The sequence below is a fragment of the Vibrio eleionomae genome, from assembly GCF_009874545.1.
GTDB lineage: Bacteria > Pseudomonadota > Gammaproteobacteria > Enterobacterales > Vibrionaceae > Vibrio > Vibrio nitrifigilis.
The window spans coordinates 22,012-46,999 of record NZ_WEKT01000041.1; the positions used below are offsets into that span (position 1 = coordinate 22,012).

General features: G+C 43.2%; 24 protein-coding genes. 4 read left to right on the forward strand and 20 right to left on the reverse strand.

Annotated elements, in window-relative coordinates:
• Window positions 1-2: 2 nt before the first annotated feature.
• The 5 genes from garR to F9817_RS17395 all read right to left on the reverse strand — a co-directional run bounded on the left by garR (window position 3) and on the right by F9817_RS17395 (window position 4,961).
• The gene (gene garR, locus F9817_RS17375; RefSeq protein WP_161157428.1) at window positions 3-887 is read right to left on the reverse strand and encodes a 2-hydroxy-3-oxopropionate reductase; all 885 of its coding nucleotides are present in this window, start codon (window positions 885-887) and stop codon (window positions 3-5) included.
• Between the two features lie 9 nt (window positions 888-896).
• Window positions 897-1,661 (reverse strand): aldolase/citrate lyase family protein, encoded by a 765-nt coding sequence (locus F9817_RS17380; RefSeq protein WP_161157429.1) that lies wholly within the window; start codon window positions 1,659-1,661, stop codon window positions 897-899.
• A 376-nt stretch (window positions 1,662-2,037) separates the two neighbouring features.
• The gene (locus tag F9817_RS17385; RefSeq protein ID WP_161157430.1) at window positions 2,038-2,547 is read right to left on the reverse strand and encodes an Lrp/AsnC family transcriptional regulator; all 510 of its coding nucleotides are present in this window, start codon (window positions 2,545-2,547) and stop codon (window positions 2,038-2,040) included.
• Between the two features lie 257 nt (window positions 2,548-2,804).
• Window positions 2,805-3,458, reverse strand: coding sequence for an HAD family hydrolase (locus F9817_RS17390; protein WP_161157431.1), 654 nt, complete (start codon window positions 3,456-3,458; stop codon window positions 2,805-2,807).
• A 204-nt stretch (window positions 3,459-3,662) separates the two neighbouring features.
• Window positions 3,663-4,961, reverse strand: coding sequence for an aspartate aminotransferase family protein (locus tag F9817_RS17395; RefSeq protein ID WP_161157432.1), 1,299 nt, complete (start codon window positions 4,959-4,961; stop codon window positions 3,663-3,665).
• Between the two features lie 314 nt (window positions 4,962-5,275).
• Between F9817_RS17395 and F9817_RS17400 the strand changes: the two genes are divergently transcribed.
• Complete coding sequence (locus tag F9817_RS17400) at window positions 5,276-6,202, forward strand: NAD(P)-dependent oxidoreductase (RefSeq protein ID WP_161157433.1); 927 nt, start codon at window positions 5,276-5,278, stop codon at window positions 6,200-6,202.
• 50 nt (window positions 6,203-6,252) lie between these two features.
• On the opposite strand, the gene F9817_RS17405 is transcribed toward F9817_RS17400, so the two are convergent.
• From F9817_RS17405 to F9817_RS17450, 10 genes are all read right to left on the reverse strand, one after another.
• Window positions 6,253-7,722 carry an NAD-dependent succinate-semialdehyde dehydrogenase gene (locus F9817_RS17405; protein WP_161157434.1) on the reverse strand — a complete coding sequence of 490 codons (1,470 nt, stop codon included), beginning with the start codon at window positions 7,720-7,722 and terminating at the stop codon, window positions 6,253-6,255.
• Window positions 7,723-7,758: 36 nt separating this feature from the next.
• Complete coding sequence (gene argE, locus F9817_RS17410) at window positions 7,759-8,916, reverse strand: acetylornithine deacetylase (protein ID WP_161157435.1); 1,158 nt, start codon at window positions 8,914-8,916, stop codon at window positions 7,759-7,761.
• The gene (locus F9817_RS17415; RefSeq protein WP_161157436.1) at window positions 8,917-10,068 is read right to left on the reverse strand and encodes an NAD(P)/FAD-dependent oxidoreductase; all 1,152 of its coding nucleotides are present in this window, start codon (window positions 10,066-10,068) and stop codon (window positions 8,917-8,919) included. It abuts the gene before it with no gap.
• Complete coding sequence (locus tag F9817_RS17420) at window positions 10,065-11,534, reverse strand: FAD/NAD(P)-dependent oxidoreductase (protein WP_161157437.1); 1,470 nt, start codon at window positions 11,532-11,534, stop codon at window positions 10,065-10,067. The genes F9817_RS17415 and F9817_RS17420 overlap by 4 nt, the downstream gene beginning before the upstream one ends.
• Window positions 11,510-11,824 carry a (2Fe-2S)-binding protein gene (locus F9817_RS17425; RefSeq protein WP_161157438.1) on the reverse strand — a complete coding sequence of 105 codons (315 nt, stop codon included), beginning with the start codon at window positions 11,822-11,824 and terminating at the stop codon, window positions 11,510-11,512. Before F9817_RS17425 ends, F9817_RS17420 begins: the two co-directional genes overlap by 25 nt.
• Window positions 11,808-13,718: an ABC transporter ATP-binding protein gene (locus tag F9817_RS17430; protein ID WP_161157439.1), complete on the reverse strand. Its 1,911-nt coding sequence runs from the start codon at window positions 13,716-13,718 to the stop codon at window positions 11,808-11,810. Before F9817_RS17430 ends, F9817_RS17425 begins: the two co-directional genes overlap by 17 nt.
• 10 nt (window positions 13,719-13,728) lie before the next feature.
• Complete coding sequence (locus tag F9817_RS17435; protein ID WP_161157440.1) at window positions 13,729-14,568, reverse strand: ABC transporter permease; 840 nt, start codon at window positions 14,566-14,568, stop codon at window positions 13,729-13,731.
• Entirely contained in the window at window positions 14,565-15,524 is a 960-nt protein-coding gene (locus F9817_RS17440; protein WP_161157441.1) for an ABC transporter permease, read from the reverse strand. Before F9817_RS17440 ends, F9817_RS17435 begins: the two co-directional genes overlap by 4 nt.
• A gap of 62 nt (window positions 15,525-15,586) precedes the next feature.
• Complete coding sequence (locus tag F9817_RS17445; protein WP_161157442.1) at window positions 15,587-17,212, reverse strand: ABC transporter substrate-binding protein; 1,626 nt, start codon at window positions 17,210-17,212, stop codon at window positions 15,587-15,589.
• A 173-nt stretch (window positions 17,213-17,385) separates the two neighbouring features.
• Window positions 17,386-18,060 (reverse strand): haloacid dehalogenase type II, encoded by a 675-nt coding sequence (locus F9817_RS17450; RefSeq protein ID WP_161157443.1) that lies wholly within the window; start codon window positions 18,058-18,060, stop codon window positions 17,386-17,388.
• 624 nt (window positions 18,061-18,684) lie between these two features.
• On the opposite strand from F9817_RS17450, the gene F9817_RS17455 reads away from it, so the two are divergent.
• Genes F9817_RS17455 through F9817_RS17465 form a run of 3 tightly spaced genes read left to right on the forward strand, consistent with a single transcriptional unit; the run spans window position 18,685 to window position 21,169 of the window.
• Entirely contained in the window at window positions 18,685-19,389 is a 705-nt protein-coding gene (locus F9817_RS17455; protein WP_161157444.1) for a metal ABC transporter ATP-binding protein, read from the forward strand.
• 12 nt (window positions 19,390-19,401) lie between these two features.
• Entirely contained in the window at window positions 19,402-20,274 is an 873-nt protein-coding gene (locus F9817_RS17460; protein ID WP_161157445.1) for a metal ABC transporter permease, read from the forward strand.
• A 16-nt stretch (window positions 20,275-20,290) separates the two neighbouring features.
• Entirely contained in the window at window positions 20,291-21,169 is an 879-nt protein-coding gene (locus F9817_RS17465; RefSeq protein ID WP_161157446.1) for a metal ABC transporter substrate-binding protein, read from the forward strand.
• 75 nt (window positions 21,170-21,244) lie between these two features.
• On the opposite strand, the gene F9817_RS17470 is transcribed toward F9817_RS17465, so the two are convergent.
• From F9817_RS17470 to F9817_RS17490, 5 genes are all read right to left on the reverse strand, one after another.
• Complete coding sequence (locus F9817_RS17470) at window positions 21,245-21,865, reverse strand: OmpA family protein (RefSeq protein ID WP_161157447.1); 621 nt, start codon at window positions 21,863-21,865, stop codon at window positions 21,245-21,247.
• A 13-nt stretch (window positions 21,866-21,878) separates the two neighbouring features.
• The gene (locus F9817_RS17475) at window positions 21,879-23,237 is read right to left on the reverse strand and encodes a TadE/TadG family type IV pilus assembly protein (protein ID WP_161157448.1); all 1,359 of its coding nucleotides are present in this window, start codon (window positions 23,235-23,237) and stop codon (window positions 21,879-21,881) included.
• A 2-nt stretch (window positions 23,238-23,239) separates the two neighbouring features.
• The gene (tadF, locus tag F9817_RS17480; protein WP_161157449.1) at window positions 23,240-23,803 is read right to left on the reverse strand and encodes a tight adherence pilus pseudopilin TadF; all 564 of its coding nucleotides are present in this window, start codon (window positions 23,801-23,803) and stop codon (window positions 23,240-23,242) included.
• A complete protein-coding gene (locus F9817_RS17485; protein WP_237476281.1) occupies window positions 23,781-24,320 on the reverse strand; it encodes a TadE/TadG family type IV pilus assembly protein in 540 nt (179 codons plus the stop codon). Before F9817_RS17485 ends, tadF begins: the two co-directional genes overlap by 23 nt.
• Window positions 24,301-24,988, reverse strand: a 688-nt coding sequence (locus F9817_RS17490) for a tetratricopeptide repeat protein (RefSeq protein WP_427916721.1), incomplete at its 5' end; no start/stop codon positions are given. The genes F9817_RS17485 and F9817_RS17490, both read right to left, overlap by 20 nt.

Sequence of the window (24,988 nt, forward strand, 5' to 3'; positions counted from 1 at the left end):
AATTACTCAGCGATTTGTGTATTAGTGAGTTTCTCGTAGTACAGAGCCAAAGCATCGTGGTCACATGAGCCATGACCATCTTCACGCAAGCTGTACATCATTTCTAAGACTTGACTCGTTAATGGCAATTGAGAGCCAACGCCATGAGAAGTATCCATTGCATTGCACAAATCTTTGATATGAAGATCAATACGGAAGCCAGGTTCGAAATTGCGTTCAAGAACCATCGGTGCTTTTGCATCTAATACAGTAGAACCTGCTAGACCACCGCGGATAGCTTGATAAACACTGCGTGGGTCTACACCTGCTTTTTTCGCAAGGACCAGAGCTTCACTCATTGCTGCAATGTTGAGAGCAACGATCACTTGGTTAGCCAGCTTAGTGACGTTACCTGCACCGACTTCACCCACATAAGTCACTGAAGATGCCATCGCACTGATGACTGATTCGTATTTGTCGAATAGTGTCTTATCACCGCCAACCATAACAGCTAAAGTGCCTTCCACCGCTTTAGGTTCCCCACCAGAAACTGGTGCATCAAGATAATTCACGCCCAATTTTGCTAATTCGTAGGCAATTTCGCGGCTAGCAAGTGGCGCGATAGAACTCATATCAATAACAGTGGCACCTTTTTCAGCACCTTCAACAGCACCACCTTCACCAAGCAATGCTGCTTTTACATGGGGTGAATTTGGTAACATAGTCACGATGACTTCTTTACCTTTTGCGGCTTCAGTTGATGATTCTGAGCCAGTCGCACCCGAATCAACTAATTCATTAATTGCATCCGCGTTATTGTCATACACGGTGAGCTCGTGACCTGCTTTCAGTAGGTTTTTCGCCATAGGTTTACCCATGATACCTAGGCCAATAAATGCGATTTTCATGAATCCTCCTTATAGGAACTTCTCTTTGAGTTGAACAGCGGCTGATTTAAAGATGCCAATATCGCTACCAACAGCGACAAAATTGGCACCTAATTCCAAATAGCGATTAGCATCATCTTGTTTAGGAGCAAGAATGCCGCAGCTTTTACCCGCTTTTTTAGCGGCATTGATAACGTTACAAATACTGTCAAAGACTTCTGAATGAGACGGGTTACCAAGATGCCCCAAAGAAGCAGCTAAATCAGAAGGGCCAATGAACACCCCATCGATGCCATCTACAGCTAGAATGTCTTCAACGTTAGTTAATGCAGAACGGTCTTCGATTTGTACAACAATCGAAATGTTGTCATTGATTTTTTGTTGATAATCGGGTTGGAATCCCCAGTTGTTGCTACGATGTGCCACACTCACCCCACGGACACCTGCTGAAGGGTAGCGGGTATAGCTCACAGCATTTTCTGCTTCTTCTTTAGTACATACAAATGGCACTAAGAAATTATAGAAACCAATATCTAATAAACGTTTAATTTCAACTTTGTCGTTAAATGTAGGGCGCACAAAAGGTGCTGAATCGCTGTCTTTTAATGCCATTAATTGATGAATTAAAGAATTAATATCGTTTGGTGCATGCTCACTATCAATTAATATCCAGTCAAAACCAATCTGGCCTAATAATTCTGTAGTCAGTGGATTGGTCATAGCAGCCCAGCAACCGATCATTCGTTCGCAATTAATTAATTTCTGTCTTGCTTGATTAGGAAAAATATTTTTCATGACGCACCTTGATAGTCGATTACGATGAAGAAAATTAAACCACTTCCATTTATTCGACACATTAGGCAATCGGACAAATCTTTAGGGTTAATTTTTCATCTCACTTGTGCGTTTGCACAATACACCTGTGACCCATCTCGCCAAAAGTGGATCTTTTGTGTGCGAAATCACAAAACAATGTTGGTAAACAATAAGTTAAAAAATATCGCTTTTGTGGTTATGAACAAAAAGGAAGGATTTTCACGATTGAAGAAACGAGGTTGTTAAGCCAATATTAAATATTAAAGTAGGAAGATTTTGATGGGGAGTATTGAATACCGTATAGGAACAAAACCTGTAAGTTCAGACAACTTCCTAAACGGTAAGGTAGGATTATTTACGCACTCAATGGTTGATGGGCGTGATCCAATAATTTCTTAATAGGCATATCTTCTTTTATTACTGGTGATTTAATGACGATATAACTAAAATACTTTGAAATTCCAATATTACTATCTACCATACTTTCAATTACTTCTTGATAATGTGCGATATTGCGAGTTACAAATCTGAGTAAATAATCATAACCACCACTAATAAGATGACACTCCATTATTTCGTCAACTTGTTTTAAATAATTCTCAAATTTAATAAAATCTTCTCGTTTATGACCATTTAAATATACTTCTGTATAAACGGTAATATATTCAGTAATCTTTGCGATATTAAGAAATGCTTTGTAATCTTTGATGAAACCCGCTTGTTCTAAACGTTTGACCCGCTGCAGGCACGGGCTTGCAGATAAGCCCACCACATCAGCCAGTTTTACATTGGTCATGCGACCATTCTTCTGTAGCTGAGTTAGGATATTGATATCGATACGATCCAACCGAAAATCCGTTGCCATGGGTCTCTCCTTCTACTTATGGCGACAAACAGCTATCGCTAATGACCTCGCACTTTTTCACGTTAGGTTCTTCATCTAAGAACCTATACGACCCCGTGAACAACAAAATATGAGAGGCGTATTCACCTTAGTGTTTGCTGTTATTGTGAAATCTCTATATAGCTAATCGTTAGATAAAATAGCAGGTAAACCAAGCCACTTTTCTTAGAGAAAAGGACACGATTCGAGGCTATTTCTCTATGACTAACAATAAGCTACTAAGCATATTCAGTGCCACTTATCCTAAGTTTTCTCTGATGTTCAACAATAAGACTGACTAACGATTCCTTTGAACCATCAAAAGCTCGACTAATCTCTCGAATATAGGGAAACGAAAGTCGTTGAGCATTTTGCGGATTAGTGACCACTAATCCCTGCTCATCGGTAAGCCCAATTGACCTAAGAAAACGTTGAATTTGATCAGGTTCCATATCGCGTAACAAAATGTCATTTTTCTCAATACCGAATCTTTTTTTAATAAATTCAATATCTTCCATTTCTCTATCACAACGCACAACCACACGATAAAATTTCTTTAGATAATGTAATGCTCCATAGGCATCTTCATAATCAGGCCATTTACCTATCGAGCGAGAATAATGCAGCATTTCTCTCCAGTTTGTTTCACGAGAAAAGTGTTCTAGAACTTCCGCAAAACAGAAGCATTGAATGGCAGAAAAGCCAAGTTCAGGAAGTCGTTCAATATATTTGGCATAGGCCGTTTCAAATGCCGTGATCGCCGCTCGCCGAGTCACACTATTCTGCGGTAGATCCTGCCGCAGATTATACAAATTAGTCAAAAAACCTTGATGATGATTTATTAGAACCCCGTCACAATCGAGGATTAGAACTTCTAATTCCTTTTTTTTCATACCGCATATCCTTTTGCCTATATGTCCATTATCTGTGCGTCCATGCACTATTTTTGATCATATGAAAAACCAAACAGTATTTTATGCTGCTTTATTAACAATCAAATGCATCAAGTTTGTCATGTGTATTCCTTCATCACAACTAACTAGCTGAAATGACAAGCTATGATTCATAGCACTCATCCCAGCTAGCCGACATACCATTTATTGCGCGGTGAGTACTTTTTTACATGCTCGTTCAAGCATGCTTAGTGCCTCAATTAACTGCTCTTGCGGCGTATTAACCGGTGGTAAGAAACGTATGGCATTACGATAAGTCCCACATTTAATCACCAGCAGACCTTCTGCACGGCAAGCATCAATTAATGATTGGGTGATGTCTGCATCCGGCGTTAGCGCATCATCCCCTTTCGTGAGTTCCATCGCTAACATAAAACCCGCACCACGAACGTCAGCAATTTCTTTGAATTTTGGCATAATGTCGTTCAATCCCGCTTTAAAGAACTCCCCATTACGGCGTGATAAATCGAGCAAATCTTCATTTTTGTACAGATCGATAACCGCAAGCGCTGCTGCACATGCCAATGCATTGCCTCCATAGGTACCGCCTAGTCCTCCTGGTAGCGGCCCATCCATAATGTCAGCTTTGCCGACAACCGCCGATAGTGGTAACCCTCCTGCCAGACTTTTCGCTGTGGTGACGAGATCGGGTTGAACGCCAGTATGTTCATAACCGAACATCGTACCGGTTCGCCCAAAACCTGCTTGTATTTCATCGCAAATCAGCACAATGCCGTGCTCTGTGGTGATATCGCGCAGCGCTTGCATAAATTCAGTTGGTGCTTGTAAAAATCCACCATCACCCTGTACTGACTCAATAATTATGGCCGCCACTCGGTCGGGAGTCACATCCGTTAAAAACAATTCATTTAACGCGTCTAGCGCATCTTCACTGGTAATGCCACGAAATTCATTTGGATAAACAGTGTGATACACTTCCGCTGCCAAAGGGCCAAAGTTCTGCTTATATGGCGCACTCATGCCGGTTAATGTGCTGCCCAATAAAGTACGACCGTGGAAACCACCACGAAATGAAATAACAGCCGGACGATTGGTGTAACCACGCGCAATTTTCACTGCATTTTCAACGGCTTCTGCGCCAGATGATAACAACACCGTTTTATATTGTTCTTTCCCTTTGCCCACTAGCGCATTGAGCTCTTGCGCCACTTTAATATACGGTTCGTAAATCGCTACCTGAGCACAAGGGTGCGAAATTTTGCCAAGCTGATCATTAACCGCCTTGACCACTGCTGGATGGCTGTGACCGACGTTTAATACACCAATCCCACCGACAAAATCTAAATAACGCTGACCATCAACATCCCACAGCTCAGTTCCTGAAGCTGTCTCGATGGCCACAGGGTGAGCATTGACCAAACCTCTTGGCACATTTTGGTTTTTCAATTCCATTAAATTTGCAGTATTTGCACCCATTTCCATTGCCACTTCTCCTTGAATCGATATTCACTAATTAATATGGGAGACAAAGCCAATTCACCTAGCGAATTACCTGTTGCTTGCCCATGCTATAAACGCTACCACCTTTGCTCAGTGCGCAGTGCTTTATTGCGGAATGGAATATCCATATTTCACTCTTTTTTGCAGATAAACAGCACATTCCATTGCCATAGGTGAGTTTCATGCCTAGAAGCTAGATTTTTCCGATAATCTTCCGTTCTACATAGTGATAAAAGCACCATTTACTGACAGCTTCTGGCACAATATATCCGCGAATAATTAAACGAGGGAACGATGTGGTTATTCTTTACAACTCAATGCCTAAACGAGGCCAACATTGGCAGCAACGACTCAAACAAGACTTTCCGGATGTCGAATTTCGTCTCTGGCCAGATCACGGTGATTTAAATGAAGTGACGGGAATAGTGGTTTGGAAGGTCGATACTGAACTACTTGCTCAGTTACCAAATTTACAAGTAATTTTTACCGTTTCAGCAGGTATCGACCAAATTCCTCTCGATTGTATTCCCGAAAGTGTGCAATTAATTCGAATGATTGATCACGATCTTGAGCAACAATTAACTGAATACAGCTGTGCCACTGCGCTATCCATTTATCGCGGTTTCCATCTTTATCGTGAAGCGCAAGCACACAGTAGCTGGAAGCCACACAGTGTTGGTCCTGCTAGCGAATACCGTATCGGTGTGATGGGACTAGGTCAGCAAGGTAAAGCTATTTTGCGCGGACTTAAACCGTTTGGTTTTGCACTTAGCGGCTGGGCAAGAAGCCAATATTCATTAGAAGGGGTCGACTGCTTCGCTGGCAATGAGCACTTACCAGACTTTCTCAATCAACTTGATATTTTACTTTGCGTTTTACCATTAACCGAGCAAACTCGAGATATTCTCAACCAGACCTTGTTTGAACGATTGCCACAAGGTGCCGCGCTTATCAATATTGGCCGTGGTGAACATTTAGTAGAACAAGATCTTATCAATGCATTAAATGAACAACATTTGAGTTATGCGGTATTGGATGTCACCAGAGAAGAACCTCTGCCGAAAGAACATCCATTTTGGTTACACCCTAAGATCATGTTAACCCCGCATGCTGCAGGCTTAACCCGCCCAGAATCAGGCTACCAATCCTTTATCAAAAACTTGCAAAGCTATTTAAATGGTGAGAAAGCGATAGGATGGGTTGACCGAAATAAAGGCTATTAATCCCCACACTACAAATGAAACGCGGCATTAAGCCGCGTTTTCTTTATTCCTTATAAATTACCCATGTGCCAAGCTTTAACTTCTAGGTATTCATCTAAACCGAGTTGTGAACCTTCACGTCCCAATCCAGATTGTTTAATCCCACCAAATGGCGCGATATCCATTGAGATAACGCCAGAGTTTAGGCCCACCATGCCAAACTCTAACGCTTCACCGACGCGCCAAGCTCGTGGCATATCAGACGTGTAATAATAAGCACCGAGGCCAAATGGCGTGTTATTGGCTTCCTCAATGACGCTTTCTTCATCAGTAAAGCGAATCAGAGGAGCTAATGGACCAAAGGTTTCTTCACGGCACACCACGGAGTCTAAACTCACATTGGTTAAAATCGTTGGTACGACAAAAGGTTGGTCATCATCCGGCACACCACCACTCAGTAATGTCGCCCCATTTTCCAACGCATCTTCAATATGGTATTTCACCTTTTGCACCGCTGCTTGATTGATCATTGGACCAATCGTGGTGCCTTCAGCCATACCGTCGCCCACCACTAACTGCTCCACTTTCACTTTAAGTGCCGCGGCAAATTCATCGTAAATAGCATCATGCACAAATACGCGGTTAGCACATACACAGGTTTGTCCTGCGTTACGGAATTTGCTGACCATTAAACCATCAACAGCAGCCGCTATATCGGCATCATCAAAAACAATAAATGGTGCATTACCGCCTAATTCCAAACTCAAACGTTTGATCGAGATGGCACTCTGCTCCATTAATAAGCGCCCTACTCGAGTAGACCCTGTAAAGGTGATTTTGCGAATGGCATCATGAGAGGTAAACACACTTCCAATCAGCTCGGCATCGCCAGTAAGCACATTAAATATCCCTGCTGGTACACCGGCACGTTCAGCTAATTCAGCCAACGCCAGTGCGGATAGTGGCGTTAAATCAGCCGGTTTCACCACGATTGGACAGCCAGCAGCCAACGCTGGCGCACATTTTCGAGTAATCATCGCTGCAGGAAAGTTCCACGGCGTTATTGCCGCACACACACCTATAGGCTGTTTGATCGTCATAATCCGACGATCTGCGGAAGGCGACGTCAGTGTTTGCCCTTGAATACGGCGCGCCTCTTCGGCAAACCATTTAATAAAACTCGCCGCATATGCAATCTCTCCTTTAGCTTCTGGTAATGGCTTACCTTGCTCTAACGTCATGATAAGCCCCAAGTCGTCTTGGTTTTCCATCATGAGATCGTACCAACGGTATAAAATGGCGGAGCGTTCAGCCGTCGGTACTTTGCGCCAACTGGCCCAACTTTGTTCCGCAAACTCAATGCTATCTAACACCTGAGCTTTTGATAAAGCAGGAACGGTTGCAATTACTTCAGAGGTTGATGGATTGATGACATCAATCGTAGAACTATCATCAGCATCAAACCATTGACCTTGGTAATACGCTTGCTCTTTGAGTAATGATGGATCGTTCAATGAGCTAATAAATGAAGACAGTGCCATAATTCTCTCCCTGTAAATCGATTGGCATCGTATTTTTTATTCACATATGTGAGCAGTAAATTGCTCAAGTAATTGGTGACAAGCGTCAAGCTGTGTGAGCTCAACATATTCATCTGGTTTATGCGCTTGGGCAATTGAACCTGGGCCGCAAACAACAACTGGGGCATTTAAGTATTGAGAAAACAACCCACCTTCAGAACCGAATGCTACCTTTATCAATTGAGTTTCTGGTGTGGAATGCGCCATCAAAGATTGCACCATGGCGTTATCTGACTCAGTATTCAATCCCGGGTAACGACTCATGCACTCAAATTGAATATCCGCATTACTATCAGGATGCTCTTCTCTTGCTTGAGCAACAATCTCTTTGGCTTGTTCAAACACGGTATTGAGTGATGCATCCAAATCATCTTCCGCTAGGTGGCGGATTTCAAAATCAAAGTCGCACTGTTGTGGCACGATATTAATTGCTTTCCCACCTTCTATTTTCCCAACATGCACTGTCGAGTAGGGAATATCGTATGCCTCGTCTCTGGCTCCATGCTGTTTAAAATCACGCTGCATTTGGCGCAATTGCGCCATCACATCACACGCTAAATAAATCGCATTGACTGACAAAGGTGCCCGTGATGAATGTGCTTCCTGACCATGGCAATGAACGCGATACGCTGCTTTCCCTTTGTGTCCCAAAGCAATATTCATTAATGTCGGTTCACCTACAATACACAATAGTGGTTCGACTTCGATATGTTTTAGATGCAATAAAAGATCTTTAACGCCTAAACACCCCAACTCTTCATCAAAACTGATCGCTAAATGCACCGGTCGTGATAACGGTTTCTGTGCTAGTGAAATCATGACGTTAATTGCGACAGCAAGAAAGCCTTTCATATCACAGGCCCCTCGCCCGTAGAGCTTACCACTCTCAATTTGAGGGTAAAAAGGCTCATAATGCCAATTTTGCCCCGCGACCGGGACAACATCTGAATGCCCCGATAACAATATGCCAGGAACGGATGGATCACCAACGGAAGCAAACAGCGCGGCCTTTGCCTGATCGGGATCGTCAATTTGCGTGGTATTGATACCGTGACTTTGCAATAAATCAGCGACATATTTGATTAAGTCTAGGTTTGATTCTGAAGAAATCGTCGGAAAGCGAATAAGTCGCTCAAGCAGTTCTGCATCCGTCATTTAAGCAATTCTCTTGGCTGGTTGTGGCAAAAATCTCTGAATATCAAATGGTTCAATATACGTCGATGTCTCACCTGTCGCGATAAGTTCTGCCATCACGTCCCCAACTGCTGGGCCTAACTGGAACCCATGTCCACAAAATCCAAATGCATAATAGAGCCCTTCCGTAGTACTGCTTGGCCCCATAATAGGCAGTGAGTCAGGTAAATAACTTTCGATACCACTCCAACTGCGAATAATATGAATGTTACTCAGCTCAGGAACAATACGGTGCAGCTGCTGCATCTGGTAAATCATCGCTTGAGGCTCAAAACGGGCTTTGCGGGCGTCCATATCAGGGATAGTGCGATGGCATCCGCCGATGATTATATTCCCTCTTGGTATCTGACGAAAATAGATTGAATCCATTTCATTGGGCGAAGAGACCCCAATGACTGTTTTAAACCGATAAGGTAATGGTTCGGTTACCGTCATTTGCGGTCCACGCGTAAACAGTGGTACCGATTCGCCAAACTGATTAGATAACCTTTGAGCCCAAGCGCCCGCAGTAATTAGCAATTGATGGCAATGGTATATCACCCCTTCTTTGGTCTGAACGGTGAAGCCGTGCTCGTTCTTTGCCACGCGAGATATTTCACAATGTTCATAAATATCCGCTCCTAGCTTTTTGGCAACGCGAGCAAAAGCTGGTGAGGCTAAACGGGGGTTAGCGTGTCCATCAAGTGGTGCATATGAGCCAACCAGAACATCTTTACCCAAATAGGGGAAACGATCATGTAGCGCTTTGCCGGTTAATACTTCTAACTTAAGAGCTTGTGCTCGTGGATCGTTGGCGTAATCTTCAAATTGTTGAATGACCTGTTCTTCATAACCAATCCGCATATGACCACTTTGAATAAACTCCAAATCGTCACCGATCAGTTGCGGCAATTTTCCCCATAAATCTCGCGAGCGGTTAGCGAGTTCCAGCTGATCCAGATGGCGACCTTGGCGGCGTACGTTGCCAAAGTTGACGCCACTGGCATACTGCCCAATCCGATTTTGCTCAAACAAACCAACCTTAATTCCACGTTGGCTAAGGAAAAAGGCACTGGCCGTCCCCATAAAGCCACCACCAACTATGATCACATCGTAAAAATTTGTCTGGCTCATGCACTCACCTCCGACTCTCCATTCCGTTCATCAACTAAGTTCACCACTGGAATCTGGTTAATGATTTGAGGTTGATGCAAATACACATCCACAGGCAGAGGTTTGACTGGCGCTTGAGAACGCTGGCGTCCTACGAACGTATCATTATGCTGTGATGCTTTCGCGATTAAGTGGCGATTAACATGCTCACAATACCGGCCTTGGCAACGTCCCATACCTACTCTGGTAAATGATTTAGAACGGTTGACTTCATCAGCCTGTTTATAACGAACACTTTGCTTAATTTCGCCCGCTTTAATCATTTCACAGCGACAGACGACCGTCTCATCCGTTAACTCAGAAATCATATGCGCAGGCCAAGGAAACGCTTTTTGTAATCCCAAACCAAACCGGCGAAACCGCGCGAGTTTTTTGAGCATTTTTTGTTTCAGGGCTTTTTGCCGATTATGGGTCATCGTCAATACCATTGCCGCCGGATCCAAATCTTGTAACAGTGATAAGGCGGCTAAACGCCCAGCACACTCGGCAGCATCTGCACCTAAAATAGCGGTTCCATCACCCGCACTATAAACGTGAGGTACCGACGTACGCCCTTCCCCGTCCGTGTTAAGTAGCCACAACTGGCTCAGTTCATCAAAAGAGAAGTCACAACCAAGTAAGTCCGCGAGTTGAGTTTCTGGTTTTAAATGAAAGCCGGTTGCTACAGCATCACAATGAATTTGAATGTTTTTCCCATTAGGGAGTTTCGCTTCAACACCGCACACGCCCTGCTCATCGTGGGCAATGCGTTGCGGTGTAATGCCAGAATATAATGCCACCCCGGCACGCTTCATTTGCAACATAAAATAAAGACCAGACCAAAGAGCTTGTGGCTTGGACAATAATCCCATTAACCCTTTGCACCGATCTTTCAATGTTGAGGTGTCTAATACGGCTTTAACATCAGCGCCTGCTTTAACGTATTGGTAAGCGACTAGATAAAGTAATGGCCCAGTGCCCATAAAGGTGACATGTTCGCCAATCGACAAACCTTGATGCTTTAACGCGACTTGGGCACCACCTAAGGTATAACTCCCCGCATTTTGCCACCCTTCTATCGGCATCACACGATCAATTGCGCCAGTACACAATACAATTGAATCATAATGAATCTCTAACGGTTGGCCATCTTGATGAGCATAAACAATCTTATCTTGTACATTCCACACTGAAGTGTTGGGATAATACAAAATCTTAGACTCAATACGATCAGCACTGCGATGAAGCGCTTGTGCTTTAGCGGCTTCGCTACCATATAACGTCTTATAGCCACGCTTGAAATTGGGGGGTTGACGGCGATAAATTTGTCCGCCACTACGTGGTTGCTCGTCGATCACCACAGGTGTTAATCCTGCATCCACCAGCGTCTGTGCACACCTAATACCAGCAGGCCCCGCACCGATTATGACAACTCGTGAACCTTCCATACGGCCTCCGGTTGTTTTGTAACGATTTCCATTCCAGATTCTACGGAAGTTGAACATGAACGCAGTCTTTTACCTTGCGCGGTCCATACCCAGCAATCTTGACATGCCCCCATCAGGCAGAATCCAGCTCGATGTTGATGATCAAACTCATTCGTTCTTAACGCCCCTTGATGCGTTAATATGGCCGCCATTACCGTATCTCCCTGTTTGGCATGCACTAACTCACCATCGATATGAATCATGACCGTCTTTCTATCGCGCTCAGCAACACGTTTAAAGCGACTGTTCATTAACCAATTCCTTTCCCGTTGTGTTGGTCGAGGGACACCAGCGATTTTGATGTCGCTTTTGATGATGTTCTCCGTTAACTGGTAAATTATCTGGTTTTAATAAACACAGTATCTGACCACCCAGAGCGGTTTTACGTATTCCAGGCGCATTACGGTCGCAAATCCCCGTAATCCGGTGCGGGCAACGTTCAAGAAAAGCACAGGTTTCAGTATGCTCAGGCACCTGATAAAAAGAAGGCTTAGCTAATTGCACCGTGGCTAAACGAGGCTCTTCAATCCAATCTTGACGAATTTGTGGAATGGAATCGATCAACAATGCCGTATACGGATGTAGCTCACCCTGTTGTAATTTATGAGTATTGGCCGTTTGAACTTGATGGCCTTTGTACATCACCACCACTTGCTCGCACAGAGAGCGAACGGTATGAATATCATGACTGATGAATAAGTAAGAAAGGCCTAATTTGGCTTTTAGATCTTTTAACAAATCCAAAATAGCAGCGCCAACAACGGTATCTAGAGCCGACGTCACTTCATCACAAATCACTACTTTAGGCTCAGCAGCTAACGCACGCGCTAAATTGATGCGCTGTTTTTGACCACCAGACAGCGCAGAGGGCTTACGATCAATCAGATCAGCGGGCAGTTGAACAAGCTCTAGCAACTCATAAATACGTTTTTCACGCTCTCCTCGGGACATGGAAAAATACGCTTTAAGCGGCCGGCCAAGCAATTGGCGAATGGTATGTTTCGGATTAAGCGCGTTATCCGCACTTTGAAACACCATTTGAATTTCTCGGCACTGCTTTTTGGTGCGCATGGAATAAGGCCCATTAAGCTCTTCACCACACAGCTTCATGCTTCCCAATGCAGGCGGTAACAAACCGGCCACCACTTTGGCCAACGTCGTTTTACCTGAGCCTGATTCACCAATAACACCAATCGCGTGGCCAGGATAGAGGGTCACATTAATATCATCTAATACTTTCGCTTCTGGAATACCGTGTGAATTACGCTTGCCATAACCAGCAAGGATCTTTCTGAGAACTAACAACGGCTTTTGCGTCTGCGACGCCACTGAAGTCGGGGTCTGATAGGTGCTTGTGACTTTAACACTTGGTGATGCGGCATCGAGCAATTGTTGCGTATAAGCATCATCTGCTTGAGTTAAAATTTGCGCCGTTGAGTTACACTCGCGAATTTCCCCCTGATTTAACACCACGATTTTATCAGCGACTTGCGCAACAACGGCCAAATCATGGGAAACATATACGGCGGTTACCCCACGCTTTTTTACAACACTACGAAAGACTTGTAGCACTTCAACTTGCGTAGTGACATCCAGCGCAGTCGTCGGTTCATCGAGAATCACCAATTCTGGTTCAGCAATTAAGGCCATTGCAGCCATCACACGCTGCAGTTGTCCACCAGAGACTTCATGCGGATAACGTCGACCAATGCTTTCAGGATTAGGCAGCGCTAAATCCCGAAACAATGCTATCGCCCGTTTCTTTAAATTCTCTTTATTATCCATTCCATGAAGATAAGCGGATTCAATCACTTGATCGATCAAACGCTTACTTGGGTTGAAAGCGGCAGCGGCGCTCTGCGCAATATAAGCAATACGATTACCACGCCACTCGCGTAATGTTTTGATATCCGCATCCAGTACGGAATCATTGCCCAACATCACTGAGCCACCAGAAATACGACATCCAGGTTTGGCATACCCCATTAACGATAATGCAATGGTGGTTTTCCCTGAACCTGATTCGCCAATAAGCGCAAGAACTTGGCCTTTAGGTAAATCAAAACTTACTTTTTTGACGATATCTTTGGGCCGGCCATCTTGTTCAACACTAATGCGTAAATCTTGTACCGTTAGAAATTCCATTTTCTTCTCCTTAGCGTTGGTTACGTTGACGAGCAATACGGTCAATCACCAAATTCACCCCAACGGTTAAAAAACCGATTGCAATAGCCGGGGCAAGCAGTGCAGGCGCTCCTTGACTTAAACCGCCAATATTTTCACGCACCAATGAACCAAGATCAGCATTCGGTGGTTGAATACCTAAGCCCAAAAAGCTTAAGCCACTAAGAAGCAACACGATAAACACAAAACGCAAACCAAAGTCTGCCAGTACAGAATTCAAAATATTGGGTAAAATTTCGCGTACCGCGATGTAGAACTTGCTTTCACCGCGAATCATCGCCACCTTCACATATTCCAATTCATGTTGATTTAAGGCCAAACTGTAAGCAATACGAAAAGCGCCCGGCGCATAGCCAATGATGGCAGTCAAGATCAGTAATTGAGCGGAGCTACCAAAACCAGCGACAATAACTAACGCCAACATTTTGCTCGGAATTGAAATTAACGCATCGACAATACGTAAAAGAACCACTTCCACAGTTTTGGGAGAAATGACCGCCATTAATGCGATTAACGTTCCGATTGCTGAAGCACAAATTGAGGCAACTAAGGCTAAGCCTACAGTATAGCGAGCAGCGACTAACATGCGGCTTAGCATGTCTCGACCAAGGTAATCCGTCCCTAATGGGAACTGAGCGCTGATAGGCGCAAAAATATCATGAGAGACTATTTTACCCACATCATAGGGGGTAACCCATGGGCCAATAATGGCAATTACTAACCAGAACATACACAGTAATGAACTGATATTGAGCCATGGTTTCATGCGCATCAATGGTGATTGTGCTTTAGCTATGACCTGAACATTCATACTCGATTCCTCAATCTTGGGTTACACATAATTGAGCAGACGTCCGCAATGAGAATTAACGCTAAATAGCCCGTACAAAAAATCATGGTACATGCTTGAACAAGCGCAATGTCGCGGTTGGTCACCGCGTCGACCATTAACCCTGCAATACCTGGAAAGTTAAAAATGGTTTCGACAATGACTACGCCACCGAATAAATAAGACAAGCTCAGCGCGATCGCATTAACAATCGGCCCGACTGCATTTGGCAGTGCATGAAAGAATGCAATTTTTAACGTTGATAACCCTTTGAGACGAGCCATTTCAACATAATCGGTGGATAATTCATCAACCATCGCAGCTCGGGTCATCCGCGCCATTTGCGCCGTGATCACAAAGCATAAGGTCATCACCGGTAACGTGTAAGAACGCAGGAAGGACAAAAAACTATCGCCAGAGCCACCGTATGAAAGAGCGGAAAACCAGTGTAGTTTGACGGCAAAAATCAATACAGCGATAGTCGCGACCAGAAATTCCGGCACGGCAACCAATCCCAACGTGACAAGATTCAATGCCTTATCGACACGCCCACCTTGATAGATGGCAGCACTGATGCCTAAAGCCAAAGCAAGCGGAACCGATACAGTTGATGTTGCGGCAGCTAACATTAAAGTATTAGTTAAGCGCCCGGACATCAGTTGGCTGACAGGCATATTGTTGGTCATCGATTGTCCAAAATCGCCTTGGATAACATTAAATAACCAATGGAAATAACGAGTAATGGCGGGTTCATCTAGCCCCAAAGACTTGCGAAGTGCTGCCACCTGCTCAGGCATTGCAAACTGGCCAAGTATTTGTTGGGCTGCATCACCAGGTAAAATATTGGTAATGCCAAATACCACTATCGATACCAGAAATAACGTCAGCAACGCGCTAAGTACACGCTTGGTCACTAAACCTATTAGCATCTGATTCATTTCAAGCTCCTTCTATTTAAGGTGCGCACCCCTTGCGCACCACAGCAGGGTCTTACCCTAAATTACGCATCTAGCCATACTTTCTCGGCAAACATGTACCCCATAAAGCCCCCTAGAGGATTCGTTCCATAACCTTTCAGGCGCGAATCAACACCATCAATGTTGCTGATAAATACCGGAATGCCGATACCACAATGATCGTGAACCAAGGTCTGCATTTCGGCATACATCGTATTGCGCTTAGCGTCATCGGTTTCTTTACGTGCATCCACTAACAGCTTGTCAAAAGCACCGTTTTGCCAACGCGATTCATTCCATGCGGCATGGGTGGCAAAGAACTGGGAGAAAATGATATCAGCGTTCGGACGGGGGTTAATATTGCCAAAACTTAATGGGTGCTTCATCCAATGATTAGACCAATAACCATCTGCGGGTTTCACTTTTACATCAACTGAAATCCCAGCCTGTGGTGCCATTTGTTGCAAAAGCACCGCGATATCGACCGAACTGGTGGCGGCGGAAGACGCGACCACAGGGATCTTCGCCCCAGACAGGCCTGCTTTTTTAAACAAAAACTTCGCCTTTTCGGGATCAAATTCAGTCTGTTTAAGTTCAGAATTAAAATAGCGAGCACTTGGTGCAATTGGCGTATCGTTACCTACCACAGCAAAATCTTGGAAAATCGTTGATTTTATCTGCTCACGATCGAGCAACAATTTCATCGCCTCGGTAAACCCGGGACGATTTCCCGGAGCTAGATCCTGACGAATAATCAAATCGGTATAATTTCCCGATGGTGCATTAACATAGTGATGACTTTCACTCTTTTCGATACGCTGTGTAGAGCGGGGGTTTACCTCATTGATCACATGAACTTCGCCAGCTAGTAAGGCATTTACCCGAGACGGCTCATCCGGAATGGCAAATAGTTCGATTTCATCCAAATAAGGTAAACCGGGTTTCCAGTAGTTTTCATTACGCACGACTACTGTGCTCATGCCAGGAACAAAATGTTTGACTTTAAATGGTCCAGTACCAATGCCTTGACTAAAGTCTTGAGTATCGGCTGGAACAATCAGCATATGGGAAATGGCAAAAATAGACGGCAATTCAGCATTAGGCACGTTCAGTTCGATGGTGACTTCATGGCTCCCTGTGGCTTTAATCGATACCATCTGTTTGGCTAAATCCATCACTTTAGAGGCAGTAGCAGGATCCTTATGTCGTTCTAAAGAAAAGACGACATCTTTGGCATCTAAAGATTTTCCATTATGAAAGGTGACATCTTTACGTAAAGTAATAATCCAAGTTTTTGCGCCTTTATTACTGATGTTCTGCGCTAACTCGAGATGAGGAACTAAATGTTCGTCGAACTTAGTTAATCCGTTATACACCATGTAGTGACGGGTATAATCAGTGGATAATGCCCCCTTGGCTGGGTCAAGCGTATCGGCAGTAGAAGATGACAAACTCGCCACGCGAATTTTACCCCCCGTTTTTGCCGCAGATGACTCGGGGTTTGTATCAGCAAAAGCATTCACCGAACCTAACAACGAACCCGATGTCGCAGCCATCAATCCCGTTACGCCTAGCGCTTGCAGAATACGACGTCGAGTCCAACCGGACTGCGTCATTTGTTCATATTCCTCAATACAATGCTGGCCTGTAATAATTTTTTTATCATCCATGATAGAAGTACCTTTCCTAGTTCTAAGCCTGAACTTATTCTCAGCGCTAAGGGCAATCAGCATGGGTATAGGTGCCCATCATTTTTAACCCCGCTTTTTCAGACCACATGATGAATCCGTTTATTTGCCGAACCCGTTTATCCTTAACGAGTCCGACAGCAAAAGTTGTAGAGTTAATCCACACCGAGTAAATCAGCTAAGCCATTGATATCAGGCACTTGGTGATAACGATAAATTTTATCTCCAGGTTGCTCATGGCCACGAGCTATAAAGGCTTTATTAACGATGCCAATATCATCGGCTGGCATCAAATCGTAACGAAAACTTGAAGACACATGGAAAACGTCCTCAGGATTACAGCCTAAGTTATCGAGCATATATTCGAATGCGCCCAGACGTGGCTTATACAGTTTGGCTTCTTCAGCCGTAAACACGCGGTGGAAAGGCGCGCCCAATTGTTCAACGTTACTCATGATTTGACTATCGCTGGCGTTGGAATAAATGACTAATGGGAATTCTTTTGCTAATCGAGCAAGGCCGGATGGTACATCCGCATGTGGGCCCCATGACGGTACGGCATCGTAATACATCTGACCTTCAGCATCGTTATAAGCGATGCCCCAACGGCGACAAGTGCGTTCTAATGCGGCTTTGATTAATTGGTCGTATGGTTGCCATGCTCCGAGTACTTCATCAAGACGAAAACTACCAAAGTCTTTGACAAAAGCTTCCATCTTCTCTGGCAAAATTCGATCTTTAAAAATCTCGCGCGTCATCGCTGCCATTTGAAAATTGGTCAAAGTGCCGTAGCAATCAAACGTAATAAATTTTGGGCGTGGAATACTCATTCCTATCTCCTTCCTTAGAACCATAAATGGCATGTCCTGTGAATTTCTATGTCGTAAATCAGTTCACGATATCTACCAATGATTGAGAAAATAACCTGAGAAAATTTTCAAATCATTTGGATACAAATCATTTCAACATACTCTTTGCAGCAGAAGACGTTTAATTCGTTTTGCAGGAAGTAGAAAAACTCATTTTTTATTTTTTTTCAGCAGCAAATACGGTGAACTTTGCTGAACCAAAACAAAGAATAAACATAAGTAACTGAAAAATAATAATTATTATTTCCATTCTTGTAGAGCATCACGACAAAGGTCATCTCACCGACTCAATGAGAACGCAATCACGATGAAATAAATAGGCTGATTTTTAACCAATATTTCTCACTAATATCCGATTAGCTTGGGCATCAAACTAATAATGCTTCCAAAAAATTGTAAGGAGATGTTATGTTATATTATAACAACAGGCATATGATGTATCGATAAGATGAAACCCATTCCCGTGACAAACTCATACTCAACTTATTCTTCTTGGTTAACCCGCTCAGGGCTCGTTCGTGTAGCCACTGTACTTGCATTACTCGCTAGTATTTGGTTAGCGATCTACTGGGCAGTACTACTACCATGATCAAGTTAGAAAATGTCACTGTGGGTTATCAAGGTGAACGCCTTACTCACCCTATTTCTGGATCGTTTGCTCAAGGCAGCTTAACCGCCATCATGGGAGCAAATGGCGCAGGAAAATCAACCTTATTAAAAACCTTATGTGGTTTGCTGCCCGCTTTATCTGGGCAGATTGAATTTAGCCAACCACGCAAAATGGCCCTGTCATGGCTACCACAACAAAGCGACATTGACCGTAGTTTCCCGATTACTGTGTTTGATGTGGTCGCTATGGGATGCTGGCCAAATACCGGCATATTACGCAGTATTAAGCGTAATGACGTTGAACGTATATATGCGGCTATGGAACAAGTTGGTATTGCCAATCTAGCCAATTATACGGTGTCTCAACTTTCAGGTGGACAATTCCAACGCATGTTATTTGCACGTCTTTTAGTGCAAGACACTGCCATCATGTTTATGGATGAGCCTTTTGCCGGAATTGATAGCCAAACACAAGAGGCATTACTGTCACTGATTTGTCAGTTGCATCAGCAAGGTAAAACCATCGTAACGGTTTTGCATAATCCCACCATCGTTGAAGCTTACTTTCCGCAAACGTTGTTGATTAATCAACAATGCGTCCACTGGGGCGAAACAAAGCAAGTGCTTGCCAGCTGCAGTTTGTATGATTCGCCAATGAAAATGGCCTTAAATTTCGGCTAGGAACGTATTCACATGACATATCATATATTTGACGCCTTTATGCAATTTGGCTTCATGCGTCGCTCGCTTGTAGCGTGCCTTGCCCTATCAGTAAGTTTGACTCCACTCGGTGTATTTCTTATTTTGCGCCGGATGAGTCTCATCGGGGATGCCCTTTCCCATGCCGTTTTACCCGGAGTGGCTATCGGCTATCTATGTGCAGGCATGTCTTTATTCGCCATGGGACTAGGCGGCTTTATCGCTGGCCTTCTAGTTGCCATGAGTTCGAGTTGGATAAGCAAAGCAACCAAACTTCACGAAGACTCAACATTTGCAGGCCTATATCTAGGCTCGCTAGCATTAGGTGTTACATTAGTGTCACTACGCAGTAGCGGTGTTGATTTGTTGCACTTACTGTTTGGCTCGTTACTCGCGGTGAGTAATGATTCGCTAATTTTTATCGGTGTGATTGCAAGTATCACAGTGATTATGCTGGCGGTATTCTACCGCGCTATCGTGTTTGAATCTTTTAACGCTTCCTTTTTTCAAGCACGTTCAAAACGTTTTCCGACCTTGGTTCACGCCATGTTTATGGCACTTGTTGTGATGAACTTAGTCGCTGGTTTCCAAATCTTAGGTACGCTCATGACGGTAGGTTTGATGATGTTACCGGCGATTGCAGCCCGTTGCTGGACCAATCATTTACCCAGTACTTTAGTTATTGCCGCTTGTGTCGGAGCGATGAGCTCTTTCCTCGGTTTGGCTTGGTCTTGGTATCAATCTATCCCAGCAGGTCCTGCCATTGTTCTCACAGCGACCATTCTCTTCTTGCTGTCGATCTTCTTTGGTCGGGAAAAAGGGATCATGCCCATTTACAATAAATCATCAGAAACTTTAACTAATTGATATTAAGGATATAGTAATGAAACTTTGGCACACAGCAGCGCTATCTGTTGCAGTCGCTCTTAGCCCATCAGTCATGGCAAACACTGTACATTCTGTGGCAAGTTTTTCTGTGCTCGCAGACATCGTTAAAAATGTTGGTGGCGAACACGTTGAAGTGAAATCTCTTGTTCAACCCAATGGCGACCCACATACATTCGAACCATCACCAAAAGACAGCGTGCTAATCAACAAAGCAGACGTGGTATTTGTAAGTGGTCTTGGCCTTGAAGGCTGGATGGATCGCCTGGTTAAATCATCTGGCTTTAAGGGTGATATCGTTACGGCATCAAACGGCATCAAAACTCGTTCAATGGTTGAAGACGGTGAAAAAATCACTGACCCACACGCTTGGAACAGCGCTAAAAATGGCGAAGTATACGCACGTAACGTTATGAATGCGTTAATCAAAGCCGACCCAGCTGATGCCAAATACTTCAAAAAACACGGTGAAGCGTACATTCAACAGCTTGAAAAACTTGATGTTTGGGCAAAAGAAAAAATGGCTTCTATCCCAGAGGAAAAACGTAAAGTTCTAACTAGCCATGACGCTTTCGGTTACTTCGGTCAAGAATATAATGTTAAGTTCTTAGCTCCAGTTGGTTTTTCAACTGAATCTGAAGCAAGTGCCTCTGGTGTTGGTAAATTGATTAACCAAATCAAAAAAGAAGGCATCCACACTTACTTTATCGAAAACCAAACTGACCCACGCTTAGTGAAACAAATCGCATCTGCAACAGGTGCTAAATCAGGGGGTGAACTTTACCCTGAAGCGCTAACTGATGCTAAAGGTGAAGCACCAACTTACGTTGCTGCCTTCGAACATAACGTTAATACCATGTATAAAGCGATGAAATAATCACTTATTGCCTATACACGATATAAAAAAGCCGCAGTTGATAACCAACTGCGGCTTTTTTGAATAAATGAATCTCTAGCGAGCAATATCATCAAAGATAATTTCTACCCGCCGATTAAGCGCTCGTCCTGAATCTGTTGTATTGGTAATAATAGGCTGCATCTCACCACGGCTACTTGATGTCACCATGACGTTTTCCCCTTCATTCACCAATTTTTGAGTCATAGCTTGTGCTCGCTTTGAGCCCAACGTTTGATTATATCCATTAGAACCAATCGCATCCGTATGGCCGACAACAGAAACATTGGGCGTGTTAGATAATGCTTTCGCCACTTGAGCGAAAATCTGTTTATCGTCGTTGCTCATTTGAGTACTGTTAAAAGCAAAATGAAAACGGGCAATGCTCTTACCCGAGCGCCAGTATCCCTGACTGAGAAAATAGCTTAAGCACGCAGGAGAAACTTCATCAGGATTAACATGCGTTAATAGCCATTCATGATCTCGAGATATATTAACCGTGCGACTCTGCACTTGATTGCCTGGATACATTACTAACTTCTTTGCCTGCCCGACACTAAGTTGATATCCAAGTTGATTCCCATCTTTATTACATAAATAAGAATACATAGATAAAGGTTCAGCGTTTAATGTAAATGACGTCAACATTAGACTGACCAAAATAGCAATTTTTTTCATAAAGATTACCTTGTTATTCATCGGCCGGAGTAAGCTGGGTTGGCGCTAAACGCCCCATCTCATCAGCAACTAATTCTAAAATTTTGTTTTTGATCGAATCTTTGTCTGTTGCATCAAAAACGTTTTGCTCACCTACACAGTTTTTCATTTCTGGGTAGTTAGAAATCGTATAGCCGAATCCAATGGCGAAAAGACGCGATTTAACATCTTCATCTTCTGATGTTGTCATCGCATTAAGTCCTTCCGTAATAAAGGAACACAGCCCATTATCGACTAAGTTATTGGTGATATCCGAGTAACTGTTCATCCCATCCGAAAGAATAATGATCAAACGACGGGAGTTATCGCCATCAGCTGCTACCTGAGCACCACGAATCAACCCCGAATAAAACGCGGTAATCCCAGCAGGTGAAAAGTTATTGATTGTGCTTACAAATGTTGAGAAATCATTGGTGAGCGGTAACGTATAAAAAGTCATTGATGTGGTCGCCCCCGTTTCAACATGAGCAGACTCATCAAATACACTATTAATCGTCAACGTATAGTCCACACTAGAAGCATCGTTATAACACCAGCCACTTTCTTTCACTTGGGTATAACCATTCTTGGTTGTGTCGCTATTACACATTAAGTAGGAATACGCATAGTAAGCTTGATTAGTCGTACAGTACCAACGGTTACAACTTTGATAGGAATAACTCGTACCAGGAAAAACAAAACCGTCAAACCCTACATACGCTATTTGACTATTAGTTCCCGTGTTATCGTTATACTCTTGTAACGTAGAGGATACAGTGCTGATAATATCTTGAAGCTCAACATATTTTGCATCACGCCCCGAACTCACGGAATCCGCCATCGATCCTGAAAAGTCAGAAACAAGAATCACATCCACAGATTTTGAGTTATATTTTCTCACTGAAGACGAACTAGCAACATCATAAGACTCACCAAACCCATTGCTGATCCCTTTATTTGGGAACCAAGACGGTTCAGTAATTCGTAGTTGAATATCGTATTCAAAAAATTGCTCTGAGGCTAACGATGATAAGTCACAGTTGGGGTTATCATCACAAGCAATCACTTGTGTCGTCACCTCATCAAGCGTTGCCTGAGGGAAAAAATAGCCAATATAATTTTGTACTATTTCATTTCTAGACGCTTCCGTTGTAGTATTTTGACCAGACATAGCCAAAGCAATGACTTCCGTTGCCTCATCGAGACGAGCCTTATTTTGCAATGCTCGGGCACCATCCATTCCCAACACAAAAACACCTAATAAGATGGGAATAATCATGACGAACAACATCGCTGCATGTCCAGACTGACGACGGTACTTTAACGATTTGATATTATTTCGTTGCTTTATCATGATTACCGCCCCAATGTTATTGCATTAGCAGATACGCTTAGATACTGCTCATCAACCAACTGACCGAACCAGTTTGGCGTGCTATAACATAATGTCACTTCGTACAAAGTGGCTGAACGCCCCCACGAGGTTTGAAAAATTAGCTCACGATCGGGTTCATGCCCATTGCAGCTGATACCAATTCCCAACGCATCAGCACTATTCCAATCTGTTACCGCAATCGTGCTATTTCCTAATCCGTAATTAGAACGCTGCCTTACTTTTAAATCGACGCCAAACTTCTCCGCTTCAAACTTACCCATGGTGCGTTGCATAGAATTTGCAGCAACATTATAAATATCAGTCGCTTGAGTATTAGTTATATCAAAAGTATCTTCATCAAATAGCTGAGTGCGTTCTTTTAATACACTCACCATCGAATACGATAATCTTTCAAGTTTTCCCTTCATACTCAATTTGATGACGAGATCACCGCTAAACACCAATAACAGTGCAAAGAATACACCGACAATTGCGAATTCAACGGTGAACGAGCCTTTATGCTTAATCGAGGGAGAATTGATCACGCTGATATTCCTGTATAACAATGGTTTCTCGGGAAAACATAGTTTCGGTGTCGATAAAATAGTCATAAATTTTCGGTGCATTGTAATCAATACGATAAACCGCAATTGCTGCCCCTTCTGACGAGCCACATTCAATACCTATGGCATCACTATCAGTGTCTGGCTCACATTTATCCGTCAATGCAGAAAGCTCATCAAAACTATTTAAATATCGAATGCTATAGCGAAAATTGTCTTGCTGAACGACGTAAGACCAAAGACTATCGTTATCAGCTAGAACTCTCTGAAAATCAGCAAGGAACTCTGTTGAATTAGCCAAGCGTTTACTGTGTAAAGAGGCCTGAGCAATAGCTAAGTCGCCAATCCCAGATATATAAGACAACATGCTTACTTGAATCCAAAACGCACACATCAACCAGAAGAAAAAGAAACCAATAGCAAATTCTATCGTCGCACTGCCCTTCTGCTTACGACGCCCAAAGCGGTGTAACATGGGACTATTTACTGCTTTTCTCATGATGCTCACCCAAAACTACCCCCTTCACGTCAGCGACTTCCATATTTTTTAACCGAGCAAAAACTTGATTTTGTTGCTCGTCAGTCAATCCCTTCGCTAATTCAGAAAATGCACGTCGATTACCTAATTTTGCATATACAATCGCCAGATTTGCTCTTACTCGACGATCATTTTGGGCTCCGGTGTAATATAAAGACTCAAGTAAATCTTTAGCGGTAAAGTAATGTTGTTGAAAAATGGCTACTAATGCTAAATTATTTTTTACCGTTAAATCATCATCCATATAAATTCGAGCTTGAGAAAATCTTTGTTTTGCCGTATAAAAATTACCTTTATAGCAATCACTAATCCCTAATAAATTTAAAACTTCAGCACTAGTGGGTTGCTGCTGATTGGCTTTACCTAAATACTCTAACGCTCTATCTATCTCACCAATATTTAAATACGATTTACCCGCTAGTAAATTTACTTTATATTCAATTTCCTGACGTTTTAATAGTGGTTCTAGATAAAATATAGCTGAGTTAAAACCCCCTAACTCAACATACGCTTCGATCAATTTTATACGGGTATCTTTATCTTCTTTTTTAACTAACTGCTCTTTATAAAAAGAGATAAGCTTTTGATAATTCTTACCACTCAGCAACAATTTTTCTTTAGTATTAGGG